Source organism: Comamonas sp. BIGb0152 (assembly GCF_024809975.1).
Taxonomy (GTDB): domain Bacteria; phylum Pseudomonadota; class Gammaproteobacteria; order Burkholderiales; family Burkholderiaceae_C; genus Comamonas.
In genome coordinates this window covers 87,642-105,238 of sequence record NZ_JANUDY010000012.1, presented here as the reverse complement: position 1 = coordinate 105,238, position 17,597 = coordinate 87,642, and the positions used below count along the sequence as shown (strand labels likewise).

The 17,597-nt window shown below is 62.4% G+C and carries 17 protein-coding genes and 1 pseudogene; 14 read left to right on the top strand and 4 right to left on the bottom strand.

The window, feature by feature from the left end; all coding sequences use genetic code 11:
* The first annotated feature begins 14 nt into the window (after positions 1–14).
* On the top strand, positions 15–1,283 hold the full coding sequence (locus tag M2375_RS20525; protein WP_259170070.1) for an MFS transporter: 1,269 nt from the start codon (positions 15–17) through the stop codon (positions 1,281–1,283).
* A gap of 42 nt (positions 1,284–1,325) precedes the next feature.
* Here the strand turns inward: M2375_RS20525 and corA are convergent, their stop codons facing one another.
* From corA to tsaB, 4 genes are all read right to left on the bottom strand, one after another.
* Positions 1,326–2,312: a magnesium/cobalt transporter CorA gene (corA, locus tag M2375_RS20520; protein ID WP_259170069.1), complete on the bottom strand. Its 987-nt coding sequence runs from the start codon at positions 2,310–2,312 to the stop codon at positions 1,326–1,328.
* A 285-nt stretch (positions 2,313–2,597) separates the two neighbouring features.
* Complete coding sequence (locus tag M2375_RS20515) at positions 2,598–3,473, bottom strand: uracil-DNA glycosylase family protein (RefSeq protein WP_259170068.1); 876 nt, start codon at positions 3,471–3,473, stop codon at positions 2,598–2,600.
* Complete coding sequence (gene rimI / locus M2375_RS20510; protein ID WP_259170067.1) at positions 3,470–3,946, bottom strand: ribosomal protein S18-alanine N-acetyltransferase; 477 nt, start codon at positions 3,944–3,946, stop codon at positions 3,470–3,472. Before rimI ends, M2375_RS20515 begins: the two co-directional genes overlap by 4 nt.
* Complete coding sequence (gene tsaB, locus M2375_RS20505; RefSeq protein ID WP_259170066.1) at positions 3,943–4,662, bottom strand: tRNA (adenosine(37)-N6)-threonylcarbamoyltransferase complex dimerization subunit type 1 TsaB; 720 nt, start codon at positions 4,660–4,662, stop codon at positions 3,943–3,945. Before tsaB ends, rimI begins: the two co-directional genes overlap by 4 nt.
* A 364-nt stretch (positions 4,663–5,026) precedes the next feature.
* Between tsaB and dacB the strand changes: the two genes are divergently transcribed.
* The 13 genes and pseudogenes from dacB (at position 5,027) to M2375_RS20440 (ending at position 17,585) form a co-directional block, all read left to right on the top strand.
* Positions 5,027–6,400, top strand: a complete 1,374-nt coding sequence (gene dacB / locus M2375_RS20500) for a D-alanyl-D-alanine carboxypeptidase/D-alanyl-D-alanine-endopeptidase (protein WP_259170088.1) — start codon at positions 5,027–5,029, stop codon at positions 6,398–6,400.
* A 113-nt stretch (positions 6,401–6,513) separates the two neighbouring features.
* Positions 6,514–7,146 carry an ankyrin repeat domain-containing protein gene (locus M2375_RS20495; RefSeq protein WP_259170064.1) on the top strand — a complete coding sequence of 211 codons (633 nt, stop codon included), beginning with the start codon at positions 6,514–6,516 and terminating at the stop codon, positions 7,144–7,146.
* Positions 7,147–7,197: 51 nt separating this feature from the next.
* Positions 7,198–7,773, top strand: a pseudogene (locus M2375_RS20490) (IS5 family transposase); the annotation flags it as partial.
* 475 nt (positions 7,774–8,248) lie between these two features.
* The gene (locus M2375_RS20485) at positions 8,249–8,500 is read left to right on the top strand and encodes a hypothetical protein (protein WP_259170062.1); all 252 of its coding nucleotides are present in this window, start codon (positions 8,249–8,251) and stop codon (positions 8,498–8,500) included.
* Between the two features lie 71 nt (positions 8,501–8,571).
* A complete protein-coding gene (locus M2375_RS20480; RefSeq protein ID WP_259170061.1) occupies positions 8,572–9,078 on the top strand; it encodes a hypothetical protein in 507 nt (168 codons plus the stop codon).
* Positions 9,079–9,145: 67 nt separating this feature from the next.
* Positions 9,146–9,361 (top strand): hypothetical protein, encoded by a 216-nt coding sequence (locus tag M2375_RS20475; RefSeq protein ID WP_259170058.1) that lies wholly within the window; start codon positions 9,146–9,148, stop codon positions 9,359–9,361.
* 533 nt (positions 9,362–9,894) lie between these two features.
* Positions 9,895–10,707, top strand: coding sequence for a MetQ/NlpA family ABC transporter substrate-binding protein (locus M2375_RS20470; RefSeq protein WP_259170056.1), 813 nt, complete (start codon positions 9,895–9,897; stop codon positions 10,705–10,707).
* 51 nt (positions 10,708–10,758) lie between these two features.
* Positions 10,759–11,577, top strand: coding sequence for a MetQ/NlpA family ABC transporter substrate-binding protein (locus M2375_RS20465; RefSeq protein WP_259170055.1), 819 nt, complete (start codon positions 10,759–10,761; stop codon positions 11,575–11,577).
* Between the two features lie 24 nt (positions 11,578–11,601).
* Positions 11,602–12,792, top strand: a complete 1,191-nt coding sequence (locus M2375_RS20460; protein WP_259170053.1) for a methionine ABC transporter ATP-binding protein — start codon at positions 11,602–11,604, stop codon at positions 12,790–12,792.
* The gene (locus M2375_RS20455; protein WP_259170051.1) at positions 12,782–13,444 is read left to right on the top strand and encodes a methionine ABC transporter permease; all 663 of its coding nucleotides are present in this window, start codon (positions 12,782–12,784) and stop codon (positions 13,442–13,444) included. Before M2375_RS20460 ends, M2375_RS20455 begins: the two co-directional genes overlap by 11 nt.
* A 106-nt stretch (positions 13,445–13,550) precedes the next feature.
* Positions 13,551–14,813, top strand: a complete 1,263-nt coding sequence (locus M2375_RS20450) for an SfnB family sulfur acquisition oxidoreductase (protein ID WP_259170050.1) — start codon at positions 13,551–13,553, stop codon at positions 14,811–14,813.
* Between the two features lie 73 nt (positions 14,814–14,886).
* A complete protein-coding gene (locus M2375_RS20445; protein WP_259170049.1) occupies positions 14,887–16,143 on the top strand; it encodes an SfnB family sulfur acquisition oxidoreductase in 1,257 nt (418 codons plus the stop codon).
* Positions 16,143–17,585 carry an LLM class flavin-dependent oxidoreductase gene (locus M2375_RS20440; protein WP_259170048.1) on the top strand — a complete coding sequence of 481 codons (1,443 nt, stop codon included), beginning with the start codon at positions 16,143–16,145 and terminating at the stop codon, positions 17,583–17,585. The genes M2375_RS20445 and M2375_RS20440 overlap by 1 nt, the downstream gene beginning before the upstream one ends.
* Positions 17,586–17,597 lie beyond the last annotated feature (12 nt).

Below are 17,597 nucleotides of genomic sequence, written 5' to 3'. Positions count from 1 at the left end.
AAGAAAGTCGCACCATGAATGACTCCCGTTCCATGCGCTGGTGGGGTGTGCTCACCCTGTTTGTGGTTGTTGCCATCTCTTATGTGGACCGGATCAACATCTCGGTCCTGATCACGGACCGTGATTTTCTGTCGCACATCGGCCTGACGGTGGATGACCGCACGCGCCAGGGTCTGCTGGCCACTGCCTTCATGGTGGGCTATGGGGTGTCCTCGCTGGTGCTCACACCGTTTTGCGCGGCGCTGTTCGGTGTGCGGCGCAGCCTCATCGGGGGCTTGCTGCTCTGGGGCGTGGTGACCTTCCTGTCGCCGGCGATGAGCAGCTATGGGCTGCTGCTGGCATCGCGCATTCTGCTGGGTGTGTCGGAAGGGCCGCTGTTCTCGCTGGCGGGCAGCTACATCAAGGCGCATTTCGAGAGCCGCGAAAACGGCAAACCCAATTCGCTGGTCAACATGGGAACCGGGGTCGGGCTGGCCGTGGGTTATCCGCTGGTTGGCTATCTCGTGGTGGGGCACGACTGGGAAACCTCCTTCCATGTGCTGGGCCTCATCAATGTGCTGCTCGGGATTCCGCTGGTCTGGGCCTTTGTGCGCATGCCCAAGGTCGAGACCGGCATGCCCAAACCCCAGTCGCTGGGCCAGGCCGTGGGCCAGGTGGGCAGCATCGTGCGGGGTGCCATGCAGACGCGCTATCTCTGGCTCATCACCATCCTGACGGCAGCTTTTCTGTCCTACCTCTGGGGCAGCAGCAACTGGTTGCCGGCCTACCTGCAAGAGTCGCGCGGCTTTTCGATGCGCGAGATGGGCTGGCTGGCCTCGCTGCCGCAGTATGCGGCCGTGGCTGCGGTGTTTGTGGGCGGCATACTCATCGACCGCATTGCGCGCCGGCAGGTGCCGCTGATCTTTGTGTTCGGCAGCATCGGGGTGGCGGCTGCCGTGTGGTTGGCCATCCATATGGAAGACCGCTATGCCGCCGCCTACTGCCTGATCGCTGCCAATTTCTGCTGGGGCTTGATGAGCCCGGCCATCCCGAGCACCGTGCAGTACTTCGCGCGGCCCGAGCACATCGCCAGCGCCTACGGCGTGGTCAATGGGGCCGGCAGCCTGGTGGCGGGATTTATGCCGGCCATCATGGGGGCGGTGATTGGTGCGCTCTCGGCCCGCAGTGGCGTGGGCGCCGGCTTCTTTGCCGGGTTTGCAGCGCTGATAGGGACGCAGCTGGTGGTGATGCTCTGCGGCATCATTCTCTGGGTACGCGAGCGCAGCAATACGCCGCCGCAATGAAAAATGAGCGCCTGGCGCTCATTTTTTGGGGATACCAGCGCCTTACTTCAGCCAGCCGCGCTTGCGGAAGTACATCATCGGTATCAAGGCGCTTCCCACCATCAGCGCGATACCGTAGGCATAGCCATACTGCCATTCGATTTCAGGCATGTACTTGAAGTTCATGCCGTAGACGCTGGCGATCAAGGTGGGGGGCAGCAGGGCGACGCTGGCCACCGAGAAGATCTTGATGATCTTGTTCTGGTTGATGTTGATGAAACCGACGGTGGCATCCATCAAGAAGTTGATCTTGTCGAACAAGAAGGCGGTGTGGTTGTCCAGCGACTCGATGTCGCGCAGGATCTGGCGGGCATCCTCGAACTGGTCCGAGTTGAGCATCTTGCTGCGCATGACAAAACTGACGGCGCGGCGCGTGTCCATCACATTGCGGCGGATGCGGCCGTTCAAGTCTTCCTGGCGGGCGATGGCCGAGAGCACTTCACTGGCGTGGGTGTCGGTCACATTGCCGGCCAGCACCTGGGCGCTGACTTTTTCCAGGTCGTCGTAGATGCCTTCGAGCGTATCGGCGGAGTATTCGGCATCGGCGTCAAACAGCTTGAGCAGCACGTCCTTGCTGTCCTCGATCAGGCCCGGCGCACGGCGCGCGCGCAGGCGCAGCAGGCGGAACACGGGCACATCTTCATCGTGAATGGAAAACAGCACGCCATAGCTTTTGAGCGAGGCATTGTGCAGGTTCATGATGAAGGCCACACGCACGCTGCGCGGGTCATCTTCGTCATCGATCAGGAAGTCGCTGCGGATGTGCAGGTCGCCATTGTCTTCTTCGTAGAAGCGGGCCGATTCCTCGATGTCCTGGTCCATCGCGTCTTCTGGGATGGACAGCCCGTAGTGCTGCTTGATCCAGCGCTTCTCTTCCAGCGTGGGGGACTCCAGGTCGACCCAGATGGGCTGAAAGCGGGCCAGCTCTTGCAGGGATTCGATCTCTTCCTGCACCAAACGGCCATTGGCAAGCGTAAAGATGTTGAGCATGGGCTCACTTCCTTGTTGTTCTTGGTTTGCAAAAGGGGGGCGGGGGGACGCTTCCTACCCTTGTGCAGCCATGTGCTTGCCAGGGTGGAAGCTACCAACTAGGGTAGGGATCCAAGGAGAGACTCCGGTTTTGTGATTGGGCGCCATTATGGCATTCCCGCATAAGCTTGGCGTGACGCTGCGCTTTGTCGCGCTGCGGCGTTGTCACCGCCCCACGGTTGCGCTTGTCAGTGGGTGCCTACATTCGCCAGATGGCCGCCGGGCTGCTGGCTGGCTGCCCTGGTTTTAGCGGCCGGCTTGGGCCAGTGCAAAGCACAGATCGGCCCAGGTGGCAGCCTTGGCCTGGGGGGTGCGCAGCAGGTGGCTGGGGTCGTAACTGACCACGGCGGGCAGCTGGCTGCTGCCCAGATGGTGCAGGGTCTGGCGCAGCTGGGAGAAGGGCTGCTCGCCGGGGATCAGGTGGCGCACGGCCGGCAGTCCCAGCAGCAAGGCCATCGCGGGCTGGCATTCCTGCACCAGCGCGTCGATGCTGTAGCTGGGCAGGCTGTCGTCGTCTTCCTGGTTGGCCGCGATGCGGGCCAGCGGTACCCAGTAGACGGGGGCATCGCCCAGGCGCATGGCGCGCAGCATTTGCACCAGCAACTGGCCTGCGGGGCCTTGCTGGGGGGCGCCTTCGGGCAGTTCGGCCACCACCAGCCAGGCTGCTTGGCTGGCAGGGGCGGTGGCTGTGGATGTGGCGGAGGCTGGTTTTCCTTGCAGATCCAGCAAGACCGGCGCGCGCAGGGCAAAGCGCACGCGGGGGAAATCGGGTGGCAGCGCCTGGGGCTGCGGTGCCGCGCGTGCCGGCGCCATGGCAGGGGCCGCTGGTGCAGGCGCTGGGGCAGTCATTGGCGCAGCTAGCGCAGGCGCAGGCTGCAGTGCGATGGAGGCGCTGACGGGGGTATCGCTTTGCTGCGGCAGCGGGGTGGCCGCAGCCGCTGGCGCCAGCGGGGCCGACGGCGCCCATGCAGCCGGGGCTGGCACTGGCACTGGCACTGGCACTGGCACTGGCACTGGGGCTGCGGGCTCTGCAGCGGCAGGCGCGGGCGATTCGGGCCACCACAGCGGGTGGCCCATCTCTTGCAGCATGGCGCGTTGGCGGGCGTCCAGGTTCAGGCTCATGGGGTGGTAGGCAGCAAATAACGCATGACCATGGCGTCCTCGCGTTCGACATGGGATACCGGATAGTAGCGCTTTCGCAGCCCTACCGATTCAAATCCAAACTGCAGGTAGATCTGCTGGGCGCGCACATTGCTGATACGCACTTCCAGCCAGATGGCCTGGGCCTGCACCGTAGCGGCCCAGCTGCGCAGCTGATCGAGCAGCACCTGGGCCCAGCCTTGGCGCTGGTAGCGCGGGTTGACCGTGATGTTGAGCAGGTGCAGCTCGTCGACCCCTTGCATGGCGACAAAGTAGCCGATCAGTTCCTGGTCGACCCAGAGCAGCTGCATCGCATAGCCCATGGCCATCGAATCGATGAAGTTGCCCCGCGTCCAGGGGTGGCTGTAGCACTGGTTCTCGACCTCCAGCAAGCGGTCCAGGTCATCGATCCGCAGCGCAGACCAGCGCAGCTGGGGCGTGGCCTGCGGGTTCATGGGGCGCTGTGGGGTGTGCTGGCGGCCAGGGCCTGCTTTTCCGCCTCGCGCTCGGCCGTGGTTTTGGCCACCTTGTCGCGGATATAGAGCGGCAGCGCATCCTGCGCCGCCACGGCGAGGCCCTGGGCCAGCAGGTAGGGCGCCAGGTTCAGCAAGGCATTGGCCGTGGGCATGGCATGCAGGTGGCTGGCAGTGGCGGCCAGGCGCTCGCCATAGATGGCCTGGGCATTGCCGGCCACCACAAAGCCGGCGGGCACCTGCACATCCTGCGGCGGGCAGACCTGCAGATCGCCCAGCGTCTGCCAGTGGCCATCGGCATACTGGTAGACGGCGTTGTAGACCTCGTCCATGCGGGCATCGAGGCAGGCCAGCACCTGGGTGCAGCCGTGCTGGAGGCGGGCCTCTTCGGCGACGGCCATCAAGGTGTCCACTGGCAGCACCGGCACGCCCTGGCCATTTTTGGCGACAAAGGCCAGGCCCTGGGCAATGGCGCAGGCGGTGCGCAGGCCGGTGAACGAGCCCGGGCCCCGGCCAAACACGATCGCGTCCAGCGCATCAAAGCCCAGCTCGGCCTCCGCCATCAAGCGGCGCACCGCCGGCAACAATTGGCTGGACGTGTGCTGGCCACCGGCACCGCTGTGCAGCCAGCGCTGGTCGCCCCGCGCGGTGGCAATGAAGAGGGTGTCGGTACTGGATTCGAGGGCAAGCAGGTTCATGGGGTAGGCGGCGCGCAGACGCCTTGCAGGCGCCCGGTTTCAGCCCCCGTGCAGGGGCAGCAACCTGCCATTATCGGGGCAAAGCCAAGGCTGCATGCCGGGCTTGGGCATAGCCGCTAGACTGCTGCCCATGCAACAGATTTCCCCCATGGTGCCTGCCAGCGCGTCCCGGGCGCAGCCCGCTACCAGCCTGACTGCAGGCAGCGGCCGCTGGCTGCTGCCCGTAGCGATTGCGCTCAGCCAGGTGGCCTGCGCGCAGACCCCGGCCGCTTCCTTTGCCGACCCGGCGCCCACCCCCATCCGACTGGCCCAGCCGGTGGCCGCTGCGCCCCAGTCGCCTGCTGCCACCGTAGCCGTAGCCCCCATGGCACAGGCCAGCGCCTGGCCGGCAAGCCGCCTCCCGCCCGAGGTGGAGGCCGCCCTGCAGCGCGGCAAGCTGGCGCCCGACGCGGTGTCGGTGGTGGTGATGGATGTCAGCGGCGCGCAGCGCCCGCTGCTGGATGTGCGCAGCGATGTGGCGCGCAACCCGGCCTCGGTGATGAAGCTGGTGACCACCTATGCGGCGCTTGAGATCCTGGGCCCTGCCTACACCTGGGACACCCGCATTGCCACCGATGGCCAGGTCGCCCAAGGTGCGCTCAATGGCAACCTCTATGTGCAGGGCGCAGGCGACCCCAAGCTGGTGATGGAGCGCCTGTGGCTGCTGCAGCGCCGCCTGCAGGGCCAGGGCATCCAGGTCATCGTCGGCGATGTGGTGCTGGACAGCTCGGCCTTTGCGCTGCCCCCCATCGACCCGGCGCGCTTTGACAACGAGCCCTACCGGCCCTACAACGCTGTGCCCGATGCGCTGCTGCTGAACTACAAGTCGCTGACCATGCGCTTCATCCCCGATGTTGCAGCCGGCGTGGCCCGCATTGCCTACGAGCCGGCCATTGCCCATCTGCGCCTGCCCAGCACGGTTCCCCTGCTCAAGACCAAGGGCAATGCCTGCGGTGACTGGCGCGGGGCTCTCAAGGCACAGATGGCCGACCCCACGCAGATCCAGTTTTTGGGTGGCTACCCGGCCGCCTGTGGCGAAAACAGCTGGGCCGTGGCCCCGGCGGCCCCCGACCGTTTTGCGCCGCGCGTGTTTGAAGGCATGTGGCGCGAGCTGGGTGGCAAGGTTACCGGCCAGGTGCGCATGGGCACCACACCCGATGGCGTGCAGCCGCTGATGAGCTTCAGCTCGCCCAGCCTGGGCGAAGTGGTGCGCGACATCAACAAGTACAGCAACAACGTGATGACCCAGCAGGTGTTTTTGACGCTGGGCAAGCAGCGCGCGGGCGTGGGCACCTTTGAAGGCGGCCGCCAGGCCGTGGCGCAGTGGTGGAGCGAGCGCGTGCCTGGCATGGCCGCGCCCACCATCGACAATGGCGCCGGCCTCTCACGCGATGCGCGCATCACGGCCGGGTCGCTGGCCAAGATGCTTTCGGTCGCCTGGAACTCCAACGTCATGCCCGAGCTGATGGCCTCGATGCCCATCGTGGGCGTGGACGGCACCTTGAAGAACAGCAAAAGCGCCCACACCGGCGGCGCCCACTTGAAGACCGGCACCCTGCGCGATGCATCGGCCATTGCCGGCTATGTCAACGGCCGCGACGGACGCCGCTGGGTGGTGGTGGCCATGGCCAATAGCGACAACGCCCCCCAGGCGCGCCCCGCCTGGGACGCGCTGATCGACTGGGTGGCGGCGCAGTAACGGCCGGTGGGCGGCAGGGGCGGGAAAGACCTGCCTGCCACCAAGGTCGGTGAGGCGCGGGATCGGTGTACATTGCACCTCGGAGCCTGTCCACCAGGCACAAGGAGCCCCGCATGAGTCTGCCCGCGAAGACCTCGCTGTTTGCTGCTGCCAAAAGCTGGGATGCCGCCTTGGTGGCCCAGTTGCTGGCGCAGGCGCCGCAGTGGGCCCAGGCGGTGGATGGCAAGGGGCGCACTGCGCTGCACGTTGCCTGTGGCGTGTCTCCCCAGACCTCGCCGTCCGCCGATGCCCATGGGCTGAAAACGGTGGCGGTACTGCTGGCGGCTGGCGCTGCCTTGGAGGCCGAGGTGGTGCTGGGCGCATGCGACGGCGATTTCCGAGCGACTGCGCTCTGGTATGCCGTCTCGCGGGGCGAGAACCTGCCGCTGGTCGAACTGCTGCTGTCCCAGGGCGCCAATGCCAGCTACTCGCTGTGGGCCGCCGTCTGGCGCGATGACGAGGCCATGTGCCGCGCGCTGCTGCAGGCCCAGCCGCTGCTCAACCTGCGCGAGCACGGCGAAACCCCCGTTTTCTATGCCGCCCGGCTGGGCCGGCTCAAAACCCTGGAGCTGCTGCTGGACGCCGGGGCCGACGTCTCTGTGGCCGATTTCAAAGGCCGCGACGCGGTCGATATCGCCCTCGCCCGGCGACTGCCGCAGGCGCTGATCTACCGCATGCAGCAGCTGCGCCAGCCGCGTCTGGCCTAGGGAAACTCTGCAAAACGTCCAACCCGTCGCAGCGCATGGGATGATCCACAGATGAAGCAAATGAGCCTGGCCACCGGATTCGAGAAGAAGTCCAAGCGCACGCGCAAGCGTGAGTTCTTGGACGAGATGGATTTAGTCGTACCGTGGCATGAGTTGGTCACACTCATCGAGTCGCACAGCCCGCCCAAAGCTACCGGCAGGCCTGCTTTTGCAGTTGAAACGATGCTGCGTATTCACCTGCTGCAGCAGTGGTTCAACCTCTCGGACCCCGCAGTGGAAGAGGCGTTGTACGACACGCCGGTCTTCGCCAGTTTTGCCCGGCTAGATCCGGGCATCAGCACCATGCCAGATGAGAGCACCATCTTGCGCTTTAGACGCCTTTTGGAAACTCACCAACTGGGCTTGCAGATTCTGGCGCTGGTCAATGCCATCCTGACAGACAAAAACTTGCTCTTGAGACATGGCACGGTAGTCGATGCCACCTTGATTGCAGCGCCCAGTTCTACCAAGAATGAGTGCGGTGAGCGTGACCCAGCGATGCACCAGAGCAAGAAGGGCAACCAGTGAAACTTTGGGATTGAGTGCCATATCGGCGTCGATAGAAATCCGGGCCTGTTGCACACAGTGAAACTGTCGAGTCCCAAATGTGAATGTGAAAATTAATAAGATATATGAAATTAATTTCTGGGCCAACCTATTTTTACAGAAGACTATTTCCTATCATTTTCATGATGCTTATGTATCTCATAGGATTCATAGCTCTCACTAATTTTAATTTCCCCCATAAGTTCTTATATTGTGTATTCTGCATTATACTATTTGCATTATATTATTATTTTATTTATAAAAAACAAATTCTAATAACTGATGTTTATGATATGGGTGATCGATTACTATTTTGCGGTAAAGATTGTGAGCAATATGTACTCATATCTGATTTAATTTCTATTGATTATAGCAGGGTGCAGTTTGATGAGCGCTTGATTATAAGGGTAAAAAAAGTGGGATACTTTGGTTCTGTGTTGAGCTTTAATCTTCCTGTGAGATTGTCAATGCCTGTGGAAAATCCAATTGTGACTGATTTAAGAGAAAGAATGATTAAGTGTCGAAGAAGTTCCTCCTAGTGAGGAGTACCATTCGCAATGGTCGAATGCGAGAGGCCATAGTTATTGAGAAGATGAAGAGTATTTATAAAATGGATCAAGATCAGGCGGGCAATGAGGAATTTGAAGTTAAATGCAACAAAAACAATTATTTTGTCAAATTAACCGTGATGCCTAGAGTGCCAAGAGGGGAGTTTGAGGCAGTATTTGATTGTGCTGGGGATCTGATTGCACTGAGTCCAGGGCGCTGACTTATCTCGAGTCGATGATATGCTGGAGAGGATGCTAATGCTGTAAGACTTCTTAATCGTGGATATGGGACGTGTCAAGTTTGAAAATGAATAGAATTAGACTAATATTTTTGTTGTATGGGTCAATTGCATTCGTCATGGTCTTTGGGTTTTTTACGCGTGCCTCTGCTTCTTATCCTCCTTCTTTGAGCTTTGCCGATGTGGTCTGCAATGCGGATGACATTGCGTTGGTTAGAGTAAGTGGAAGAGGGTCTGAAAAACTCACTGGCTCTGAATTTGACTTCACTGTCGTTAAAAACATAGTGGGAAACTCTTCAAAATATTCAGTGAAGCTAGACGCGAAAAATGCTAATGACCCAGTTCCCATTGAAAGCCATTATGTTGTTTTTTTAAGAGAAGTTGGTGGGGAGTATTTTTTCTCTTATGGCTACTTAGGTATGTTTAACGTCTTGAATGTCAAAGATATGTTTTTCGTCAAAAATAAATTTGACCAAGAAATATATGATTTTTATGGGCTTTATGAAAAGGTAAAGTCCGCCAAGCTTTTGTGTCAAAAACATATTCTGTGGCGCGTATAGGGTTTTGCTATTTCGCAGTTCTGAAGAAATAAATAAATGAAGAGAATCAGGATGACGGAGGGACTGAATGAGCGCTTATTCCGAATTGACATTTTTCAAAAGACTCCAGGTAGTCGGTGTATTGCATGCATGTTTTCTATTAATTGTTTTTTTATTCGAGGCATTTTTAGGGTTTGAGTTGATAGCTTGGTGGATTGATTCTGCTTGGGCGAGATTTGCAATAACTATTGTTCTTTGGTTTATTGGCCCCAAGATAGTTGCTGTGCTGAATATAAAGGTGTGATAGGGTGCGGGCGCTCTCGCGCATACCAGTGATGCAGCCTACAAATCCTGAACCATCAATAGTCCTAAGGACAGGGCCCAGGACACAGTTCGGTCGCTACTAGCTTGTCAGGCGCTTCTAGTGCGATGAATGGGCCATATGGGACTTGATAGCCGAATGCGGTGCTGGGGCAGCTACCGCCCAGCCCTCCTTCTCACCCCCGCCTCACCAACGCGCCTAAAGCACGCCCTTCACCCTCTCCAACAGAGACCTCAGCAAAGATTCAACACTGATCGCAGCAAGCCCGCATTGGAACCACCGCAAGGTGTTCCAAAGATCACTGCCAGAACAAGACCATCCTCGACTTCATCAGTCACCCATCGTTTTCTGAGGGACGGCATCCCAGCCTGAACGACTCGGGCCCTCAACACAGACTTCTCATATCCATATTTGAAATTCTTCGTGGTGCAAAGCCAGCCTGAAAGCTCCAATGGAGGCTTCGTTGCTGCTGCCGCCATGTGATGGCGCAGTCTTTACCTCCAGAAAGACGTCCCATGTTTCAGAGTTTCAAGCGTGTGCTGATCTCCGCTGCCATTGCTGTGGCCGTGCTGCCGGCTGTGGCGGCAGACAAGCTCAAGATCGCTGTTGTGCCCGGTGCCTATGCCGATTCCATCAATGCAGCGGCCAAGGATGCCAAGGCCCAGGGTATTGACGTGGAGGTGATCGAGTTCACCGACTGGACCACGCCGAATGTTGCGGTCAACAACGGCGATATCGATATCAATTACTTCCAGCACCAGCCTTTCCTCGACAACGCGGTCAAGAAAAACGGCTATGCGCTGGCCAGTGCGGGCACCGGCATTCTGGCCAATGTGGGCCTGTATTCGCTCAAGCACAAGAACGTGGCCGATGTGCCCAACAACGGCAAGGTGGGCATTGCCAGCGATCCGGTCAACCAGGGCCGGGGCCTGTTGCTGCTGCAAAAGGTGGGGCTGATCACGCTCAAGCCGGGCGTGGGCTACCTGGGCTCCATCAATGACATTGCGACCAACCCCAAGTCGCTGCGCTTTGTCGAAGTGGAAGGGCCGCAGCTGGTGCGCATCACCGGTGATGTCGATATCGCCCAGGGCTACCCGCACTTTATCGTCGCGGCCAAGGCCTTTGATCCATCGAGCGGCCTGGCGTACTCGGGCATCGAGGACCAGCAGTTTGCGATCCAGTTTGTGGTGAAGAAGGACCGGGTCAACGACCCCGTCGTGCAGAAGTTCATCCGCATCTACCAGAACTCCGAGACCGTGCGCACGGTCAGCAAGAAGTCTTTCAGCAACGACGACCGGCTCTACACGCTGGCCTGGCTGAAGAAGTAAGCGCGGCCGGCTACCGACCCCTTATCCAACAAAAAAGCAAGCGAGAAGAATATGACGAACAAGATCAACAGACGTGTGGTGGCAGCCATTGCAGCGGCGGCCATGCTGGGAGGGTGGCAGCTGGCGCAGGCAGCGGACAAGATCCGCATTGCCTCCACGCCAGGGGCTACGGCGGACGCCATCAAAGCCGTGGTGGCCGATGCCAAGAGCCAGGGGTTGGATGTGGAGCTGGTCGAGTTCACCGACTGGACGGTGCCCAACGAGGCTGTCAACAACGGCGATGTGGACCTGAACTTCTTCCAGCACCAGGCCTTTTTGAACAATGTCATCAAGGAGCGCGGCTACCAGCTCAAGTTTGTGGGTCTGGGCCTGCTGCAGAACATCGGTATCTATTCCGAGCGCCATAAGTCGCTGGCCGATGTGCCGGCCAAGGCCAAGGTGGCGATTGCGAATGACCCGGTTAACCAGGGTCGGGGCTTGGCCTTGCTGCAAAAGGCGGGCCTGATCCGCCTGCGCACCGGTGATGCGCCGGGCGCCACGGTGGCCGACATTACCGACAACCCCAAGCAGCTGCGTTTTTACGAAGTCGAAGGCCCGCAGCTGATCCGCTCGCTGCCCGATGTGGACCTGGCCGTGCTCTGGCCAAGCTACTTTGTCAGCGCCGGCAAGAAGGAGCAAGCCAGCAAGGCCCTGGCCTATTCGGGCATTGCGGATCGTTTTTATGCGATGGGCTTTGTCTCGCAGGCCAGCCGTGCCGACGACCCCAAGCTGCGCAAGTTTGTCCAGGTGTTCCAGAACTCTGCGGCAGTCAAGCAGGCGATCAGCCAGCAGTTCAACAACGACCCCAAGCTCTACACCTTGCCCTGGTAAGGGCAAGGACACCAGGAGAAGCACATGGCCCTTTCCGCCGTATCCAACGTATTGCGCAGGCAGTTCCGCGCCGAGGCCGAGCCAGCGGCAGAAGGCCGCAGTGTGCGGCTGAGCGTGCCCGCATCGGCCGCCGCAGGCAGCCAGGGCCAAGCCCCGGTTGCGCCACTGGGCACCGTGGTGTTCCGCGATCTGGGCAAGGTCTACCGCTCGTCGGCCGGTGAGGTGCCTGCGCTGCAGAACATTACGCTGGACATTGCCGCAGGCAGCATCTTTGGCATCATCGGGCGCAGCGGTGCGGGCAAGTCCAGCCTGCTGCGCACCATCAACCGCTTGGAGGCGCCCAGCAGCGGCCAGGTGCTGGTCGATGGCATCGACATTGGCACCTTGGACGAAGCCGGCCTGGTGCAGCTGCGCCGCCGCGTGGGCATGATTTTTCAGCATTTCAACCTGCTGTCGGCCAAGACGGTGTTTGAGAACGTGGCCCTGCCGCTCAAGGTGGCGGGTGTGCCTGCGGCCCAGATCCAGCAGCGGGTGAATGAACTGCTGGACCTGGTGGGTCTGCAGGACAAGCACAAGACCTACCCCAGCCGCCTCTCGGGCGGGCAAAAGCAGCGCGTGGGCATTGCCCGTGCGCTGGCCACCCGGCCGGAGATTTTGCTGTGCGACGAGGCCACCTCGGCGCTGGACCCGGAAACCACGCAGGCCATCCTGGCGCTGCTGCGCGATATCAACCGCCGCCTGGGCATCACGGTGATCCTGATCACCCATGAGATGAGCGTGATCCGCGAGATTGCCGACCAGGTGCTGGTGCTGGAGAAGGGCGAGATCGCCGAGCTGGGCGAGGTTTGGCAGGTGTTTGGCAACCCGCGCCATGCGGCTACCCAGGCCTTGCTGGCACCGCTGCGCCACGGCGTGCCCGATGACCTGCAGCAGCGCCTGCAGCCGCAGGCCCCCGCTGTCGGCCCCTTTGAGCAGGTGCTGCAGCTGGGCTACAGCGGCCATGACGGGCTGGAGCCGGACTTTCCCCGCATTGCCCAAGCACTGGGCGCCAAGGTGCGCCTGCTGCACGGCGGTGTGGACCGCATCCAGGGCCATGCCCAGGGCCAGCTCATCATCGCTATCGATGGTGCTGCGGCCCGCAACGACTGGGGCCCGCTGACGCAAGGCCCCGCCACCATCGCACATGAAATCAGGGTACTGGGCTATGCCGTTTGAGCTAACTATCTCCATCGACCGCTACGGCAAGGCGCTGCTGGACACCTTCACCATGGTGTCCACCTCTGCCGGTATTGCGTTGCTGGCGGGCATCCCGCTGGCCATTCTGCTGATCGTGACGGCCCCCGGTGGCTTTCTGGAATCTCCGCGCACCAACCGCATTGTCGGCAGCGTTGTCAACGGCTTCCGGGCCACGCCTTTTATCGTGCTGCTGGTCGCGTTGATTCCGTTCACCCGGCTGGTGACTGGCACCACGATTGGCGTCTGGGCGGCGATTGTGCCGCTGGCCATCAGCGCTACGCCCTTCTTTGCGCGCATTGCCGAGGTTAGTTTGCGCGAGGTCGATCCCGGCCTGATCGAGGCGGCGCAAGCCATCGGCTGCAAGAAGTGGGACATCGTGCGCCATGTCTACCTGCCCGAGGCTTTGCCCGGCATCATCGGCGGCTTCACCATCACCTTGGTGGCGTTGATCAGCTCGTCGGCCATGGCGGGCGCGGTGGGGGCCGGCGGCCTGGGCGACCTCGCCATCCGCTACGGCTACCAGCGCTTTGATACGCAGGTGATGCTGATCGTGATTGCCGTGCTGATTGCGCTGGTCACCATCGTGCAGACCGCCGGCGACCGCGTGGCGCATTGGCTGCGCAGCCGCTGAACGACAAAACGTTCTGACAACCGCCCACCACGGCGCAGTGCCGTGGTCTGCAGGCCAGGGCGTGTCTCTGGCCTGTCTCTCTCCGAACCCATCCAGAAAGCACCGAATGACTTCAGCGGTTGCCCAGGGCGAAGCCTTGCCCATTGATACCCCCACCCGCCTGCCTTTGCCGCCCAGCCAGCCCGCGCAGATCCGCAGCGAGACCGAGGCCTTGCAGGTCGCTACAGCGGTGGCCGAGAGCTTTCGCGGTGGCGCAGCCCGGCGCGACAGCGAACGCCTGCTGCCCTGGGACGAGATCGAGCGCTACACCGCCAGCGGCCTGGGTGGCATAACAGTGCCGCGCAGCCACGGCGGGTTGCAGGCCAGCTGGCATACCGTTGTGCAGGTATTTGCCATCATCAGCGCGGCCGATGCCTCGCTGGGCCAGATTCCGCAGAACCACTTTGCGCTGGTGCAGAACCTGCGTGATACTGCCAGCCCCGCGCAGCAAAGCCGCTGGTTTGCCGATGTGCTGAGCGGCCACCGGCTGGGCAATGCCGGGCCTGAGCGCAAGGGCCGCGCCGCCCAGCTGAGCGATGCCACCGCCAACCTGCGCCAGACGGCCGATGGCCGCCTGCTGGTGAATGGCACGCGCTATTACTCCACCGGCTCGCTGTTCGCCCATTGGGTGCCCTTCCGCGCCGAGGACGAGGCGCAGCGCCCCGTGCAGGTCTGGGTGCGCCGCACGGCGCCGGGTGTGCAGATCATCGACAACTGGAACGCCTTTGGCCAGAAGACCACCGCCAGCGGCGGTGTGGTGCTGAGCGATGTCGAGGTCGAGCCGCGCGATGTGATTGCGCTGCATGCGCTCAAGGACCGACCGACCCTCTCCGGCCCGGTGTCACAGATTCTGCAAGCCGCCATCGACATGGGCATTGCCCAGGGCGCGTTTGACGAGGCACGCCAGTTTGTGAGGGACAAGACACGCGCCTGGGTGCATTCGGGCGTGGAGCATGCCTGGCAGGACCCCTACATCATCCAGGAGTTTGGCCAGCTGCAGGTGGAGCTGGATGCAGCACGCGAGGTGCTGCTGGATGCTGCGCAGCAGCTCGATGCATTTGCTGCGCAACCCGTCACCGACGAGAGCAGCGCGCAGGCATCCGTCGCCGTGGCGCGCGCCAAGATTTTGACCACCGAGGCCGCGCTGAACGCCAGCGAGCGCCTGCTGGAGCTGGGTGGCACCTCGTCTGCCCGCGCCGGCTACAACCTGGACCGCTTTTGGCGCAATGCCCGCGTGCACACCTTGCACGACCCGGTGCGCTGGAAATACCACCTGCTGGGCAACTACCTACTCAATGGCCGCGCCCCGCGCCGCCACCAGTGGAACTGAGCCGCCGCACCGCACAACGACTTTGACGGGCCAGGCCAGCGCCATGCTGCTGCCAAGCCCATGAGCCACCACCATGACTACCTCTCCCCCTGTGATCGCCGCTGCCAACCCGGTGGCCCCCGCCCCCGCACCACGCCAGCGCCCCCCCGTGTTTGCCAGCGAGCAGGCCGCACTGCAACAGGCCCAGCAGCTGGCCGATGCCTGGGCCGGTGATGCGGTGCTGCGCGACCGCGAGCGCCGCCTGCCCTGGGCTGAAATCGAGGCCTACAGCGACAGCGGCCTCTGGGCCATTACCGTGCCGCGCGCCTATGGCGGCCTGCAGGCCAGCGCCTGGACCGTTGCGCAGCTGATCGCCACCGTGGCCGCAGCCGATGGCTCGCTGGGCCATATTCCGCAGAACCATTTTTATGCGCTAGAGGTGCTGCGTGTGGGCGGCAGTGAAGCGCAGCAGCGCTTTTTCTACGAGCGGGTGCAGGCGGGCGAGCGCTTTGGCAATGCGCTGTCCGAGATCGGCCACCGCGACTACCGCCGCCGTTCGCGGTTGGAGCGGGGCGCGTCGGGCTGGGTGCTCAATGGCCGCAAGTTCTACTGCACCGGCGCCATCTTTGCGCACTGGATTCCGGTGCAGACCATGCAGGTGATCGACGAGGCCCAGGAGCCCGTCAGTGTGATGGTGTTTGTGCCGCGCACGGCCCCGGGCGTGACGGTGATTGACGACTGGGACGGCATGGGCCAGCGGGTCACCGGCAGCGGCTCGGTGCTGCTGGAGAACGTCGCCATTGATGAGGCCTGGATCGTGCCTTTCCAATCGAGCTTTGACAGCCCCAGCACCATCGGCCCGTTTGCGCAGATCATCCACGCCGCCATCGACCTGGGCATTGGCGAGGGCGCGCTGCGCGCCACCTTGCCCTTTGTGCGCAGCCAGTCGCGCGCCTGGGTGGATGCCGGCGTGGTGCAGGCGAGCGATGACCCCTTGACCCTGCAGGCGCTGGGCAATGTGGAGCTGCGCCTGCATGCGGCGCGCGCGCTGCTGCGGCGCTCGGGCAGCTTGGTCGATGCTGCGCAGCAAGAACCCACCGCCCACACGGTGGCCGCCGCCTCGGTAGCCGTGGCGCAGGCGCGTGCGCTGGCGCATTCTGCCGGCCTGCTGGCGGCCAACAAGCTGCTGGAGCTGGGTGGTACCTCGGCCACCTTTGCCGAGCATGGCTTTGACAGCTATTGGCGCAATGTGCGCACCCATACCCTGCATGACCCGGTGCGCTGGAAATACCATGCCATCGGCAACTATGCGCTGAGCGGCGTGCTGCCACCGCGCCACGGAGCGCTGTGATGGCCAGCCCAACCAGCGCGCGGGCGCCCATCATCCTCAATGCCTTCAACATGGCCAGCGTTGGCCATATCAACCATGGGCTGTGGACGCATCCGCGCGACCAATCGAGCCACTACCAACGGCTGGACTACTGGACCCGCTTGGCCAAGGAGCTGGAGCGCGGCCTGTTTGACGGCCTCTTTATCGCCGACATCATTGGCGCCTACGACACCTACCAGCAGTCCGTTGATGTGACTCTGCGCGAGTCGGTGCAGTTGCCGATCAATGACCCGACCCTGGTGGTGCCTGCGATGGCCGCGGTGACCGAGCACCTGGGCTTTGGCGTGACGGTCAATCTCAGCTACGAGCAGCCCTATCTGCTGGCGCGGCGCTTTTCTACCTTGGACCACCTGACCCAGGGGCGCATTGGCTGGAACATCGTCACCGGCTACCTCGACTCGGCCGCCCGTGCCATGGGCCAGCGGCAACAGCTGGCGCACGATGCCCGCTATGACCGCGCCGATGAGTTCATGGACGTGCTCTACCAGCTCTGGGAAGGCAGCTGGAGCGACAGCGCCGTGCGGCGCGACCGTGCAGGCCGCATCTATGCCGACCCGCAGCAGGTGCGGCGTGTGCAGCACAGCGGCCCGCATTTTCAGGTCGATGGCTACCACCTGAGCGAACCCTCGCCGCAGCGCACGCCCGTGCTGCTGCAGGCGGGCAGCTCTGGCCGGGGCCTGCAGTTTGCCGCGCGCCATGCCGAATGCGTGTTTATGGCGATCCAGGACAAAGACGCCACCGCCGCGCTGGTGCGCCAGTTGCGGGCGGAGGCCGTGCGTGCCGGCCGCCAGCCGGGCGACATCAGGGTGCTGGTGGGCATGACCCCAGTGGTTGGCGCCACCACGCGCCAGGCCCAGGAAAAGTACCAGGAGTACTGCCGCTATGCCAGCCCCGAGGCCGCACTGGCGCATTTGTCTGCCACCGCCGGCATTGATTTCTCCACCTACCAGCGCGACACGCCGCTGCTGCAGCAGCACCGCAGCAATGGCATCGAGAACTCGATCAAGCGCCTGGCCAATGGCCGCGAGGACTACCGCCTGGGCGACTTGCTCGATGAGCTGGCCTTGGGCGGGCGCTATGCCACCGTCGTCGGCGATGCCCAGCAGATCGCCGACGAGATGCAGTCCTGGGTGGACGAGGCGGGTGTTGATGGCTTCAACCTCGCCCGCACCGTGGTGCCCGAGTGCTTTGGCGACTTTATTGACCTGGTCGTCCCCGAGCTGCAGTCGCGGGGCCTGCACAAGAGCGCTTACGCGCCCGGCAGCATGCGTCACAAATTATTTGGCCAAGGGGATCGCCTGCCGGATCACCACCATGCGCAGCAGTTTCGCCAGTCCGTCCAAGGCGGTGGTGCCCAGGCATCGCCATCTGTCTCTACTCAACACGCCCAGGCCTTGGCTTGATCGCTCCCCAGG

What these genes read in the sequence shown, in the direction of transcription:
- M2375_RS20445 (WP_259170049.1), top strand. Translation starts at nt 14,887, where the DNA reads ATGACTACCTCTCCCCCTGTGATCGCCGCTGCCAACCCGGTGGCCCCC.
- M2375_RS20525 (WP_259170070.1), top strand. Translation starts at nt 15, where the DNA reads ATGAATGACTCCCGTTCCATGCGCTGGTGGGGTGTGCTCACCCTGTTT.
- M2375_RS20440 (WP_259170048.1), top strand. Translation starts at nt 16,143, where the DNA reads ATGGCCAGCCCAACCAGCGCGCGGGCGCCCATCATCCTCAATGCCTTC.
- M2375_RS20475 (WP_259170058.1), top strand. Translation starts at nt 9,146, where the DNA reads ATGAGCGCTTATTCCGAATTGACATTTTTCAAAAGACTCCAGGTAGTC.
- M2375_RS20465 (WP_259170055.1), top strand. Translation starts at nt 10,759, where the DNA reads ATGACGAACAAGATCAACAGACGTGTGGTGGCAGCCATTGCAGCGGCG.
- M2375_RS20450 (WP_259170050.1), top strand. Translation starts at nt 13,551, where the DNA reads ATGACTTCAGCGGTTGCCCAGGGCGAAGCCTTGCCCATTGATACCCCC.
- rimI (WP_259170067.1), bottom strand. Translation starts at nt 3,946, where the DNA reads ATGAACCCGCAGGCCACGCCCCAGCTGCGCTGGTCTGCGCTGCGGATC.
- corA (WP_259170069.1), bottom strand. Translation starts at nt 2,312, where the DNA reads ATGCTCAACATCTTTACGCTTGCCAATGGCCGTTTGGTGCAGGAAGAG.
- M2375_RS20455 (WP_259170051.1), top strand. Translation starts at nt 12,782, where the DNA reads ATGCCGTTTGAGCTAACTATCTCCATCGACCGCTACGGCAAGGCGCTG.
- tsaB (WP_259170066.1), bottom strand. Translation starts at nt 4,662, where the DNA reads ATGAACCTGCTTGCCCTCGAATCCAGTACCGACACCCTCTTCATTGCC.
- dacB (WP_259170088.1), top strand. Translation starts at nt 5,027, where the DNA reads ATGGCACAGGCCAGCGCCTGGCCGGCAAGCCGCCTCCCGCCCGAGGTG.
- M2375_RS20460 (WP_259170053.1), top strand. Translation starts at nt 11,602, where the DNA reads ATGGCCCTTTCCGCCGTATCCAACGTATTGCGCAGGCAGTTCCGCGCC.
- M2375_RS20495 (WP_259170064.1), top strand. Translation starts at nt 6,514, where the DNA reads ATGAGTCTGCCCGCGAAGACCTCGCTGTTTGCTGCTGCCAAAAGCTGG.
- M2375_RS20470 (WP_259170056.1), top strand. Translation starts at nt 9,895, where the DNA reads ATGTTTCAGAGTTTCAAGCGTGTGCTGATCTCCGCTGCCATTGCTGTG.
- M2375_RS20515 (WP_259170068.1), bottom strand. Translation starts at nt 3,473, where the DNA reads ATGAGCCTGAACCTGGACGCCCGCCAACGCGCCATGCTGCAAGAGATG.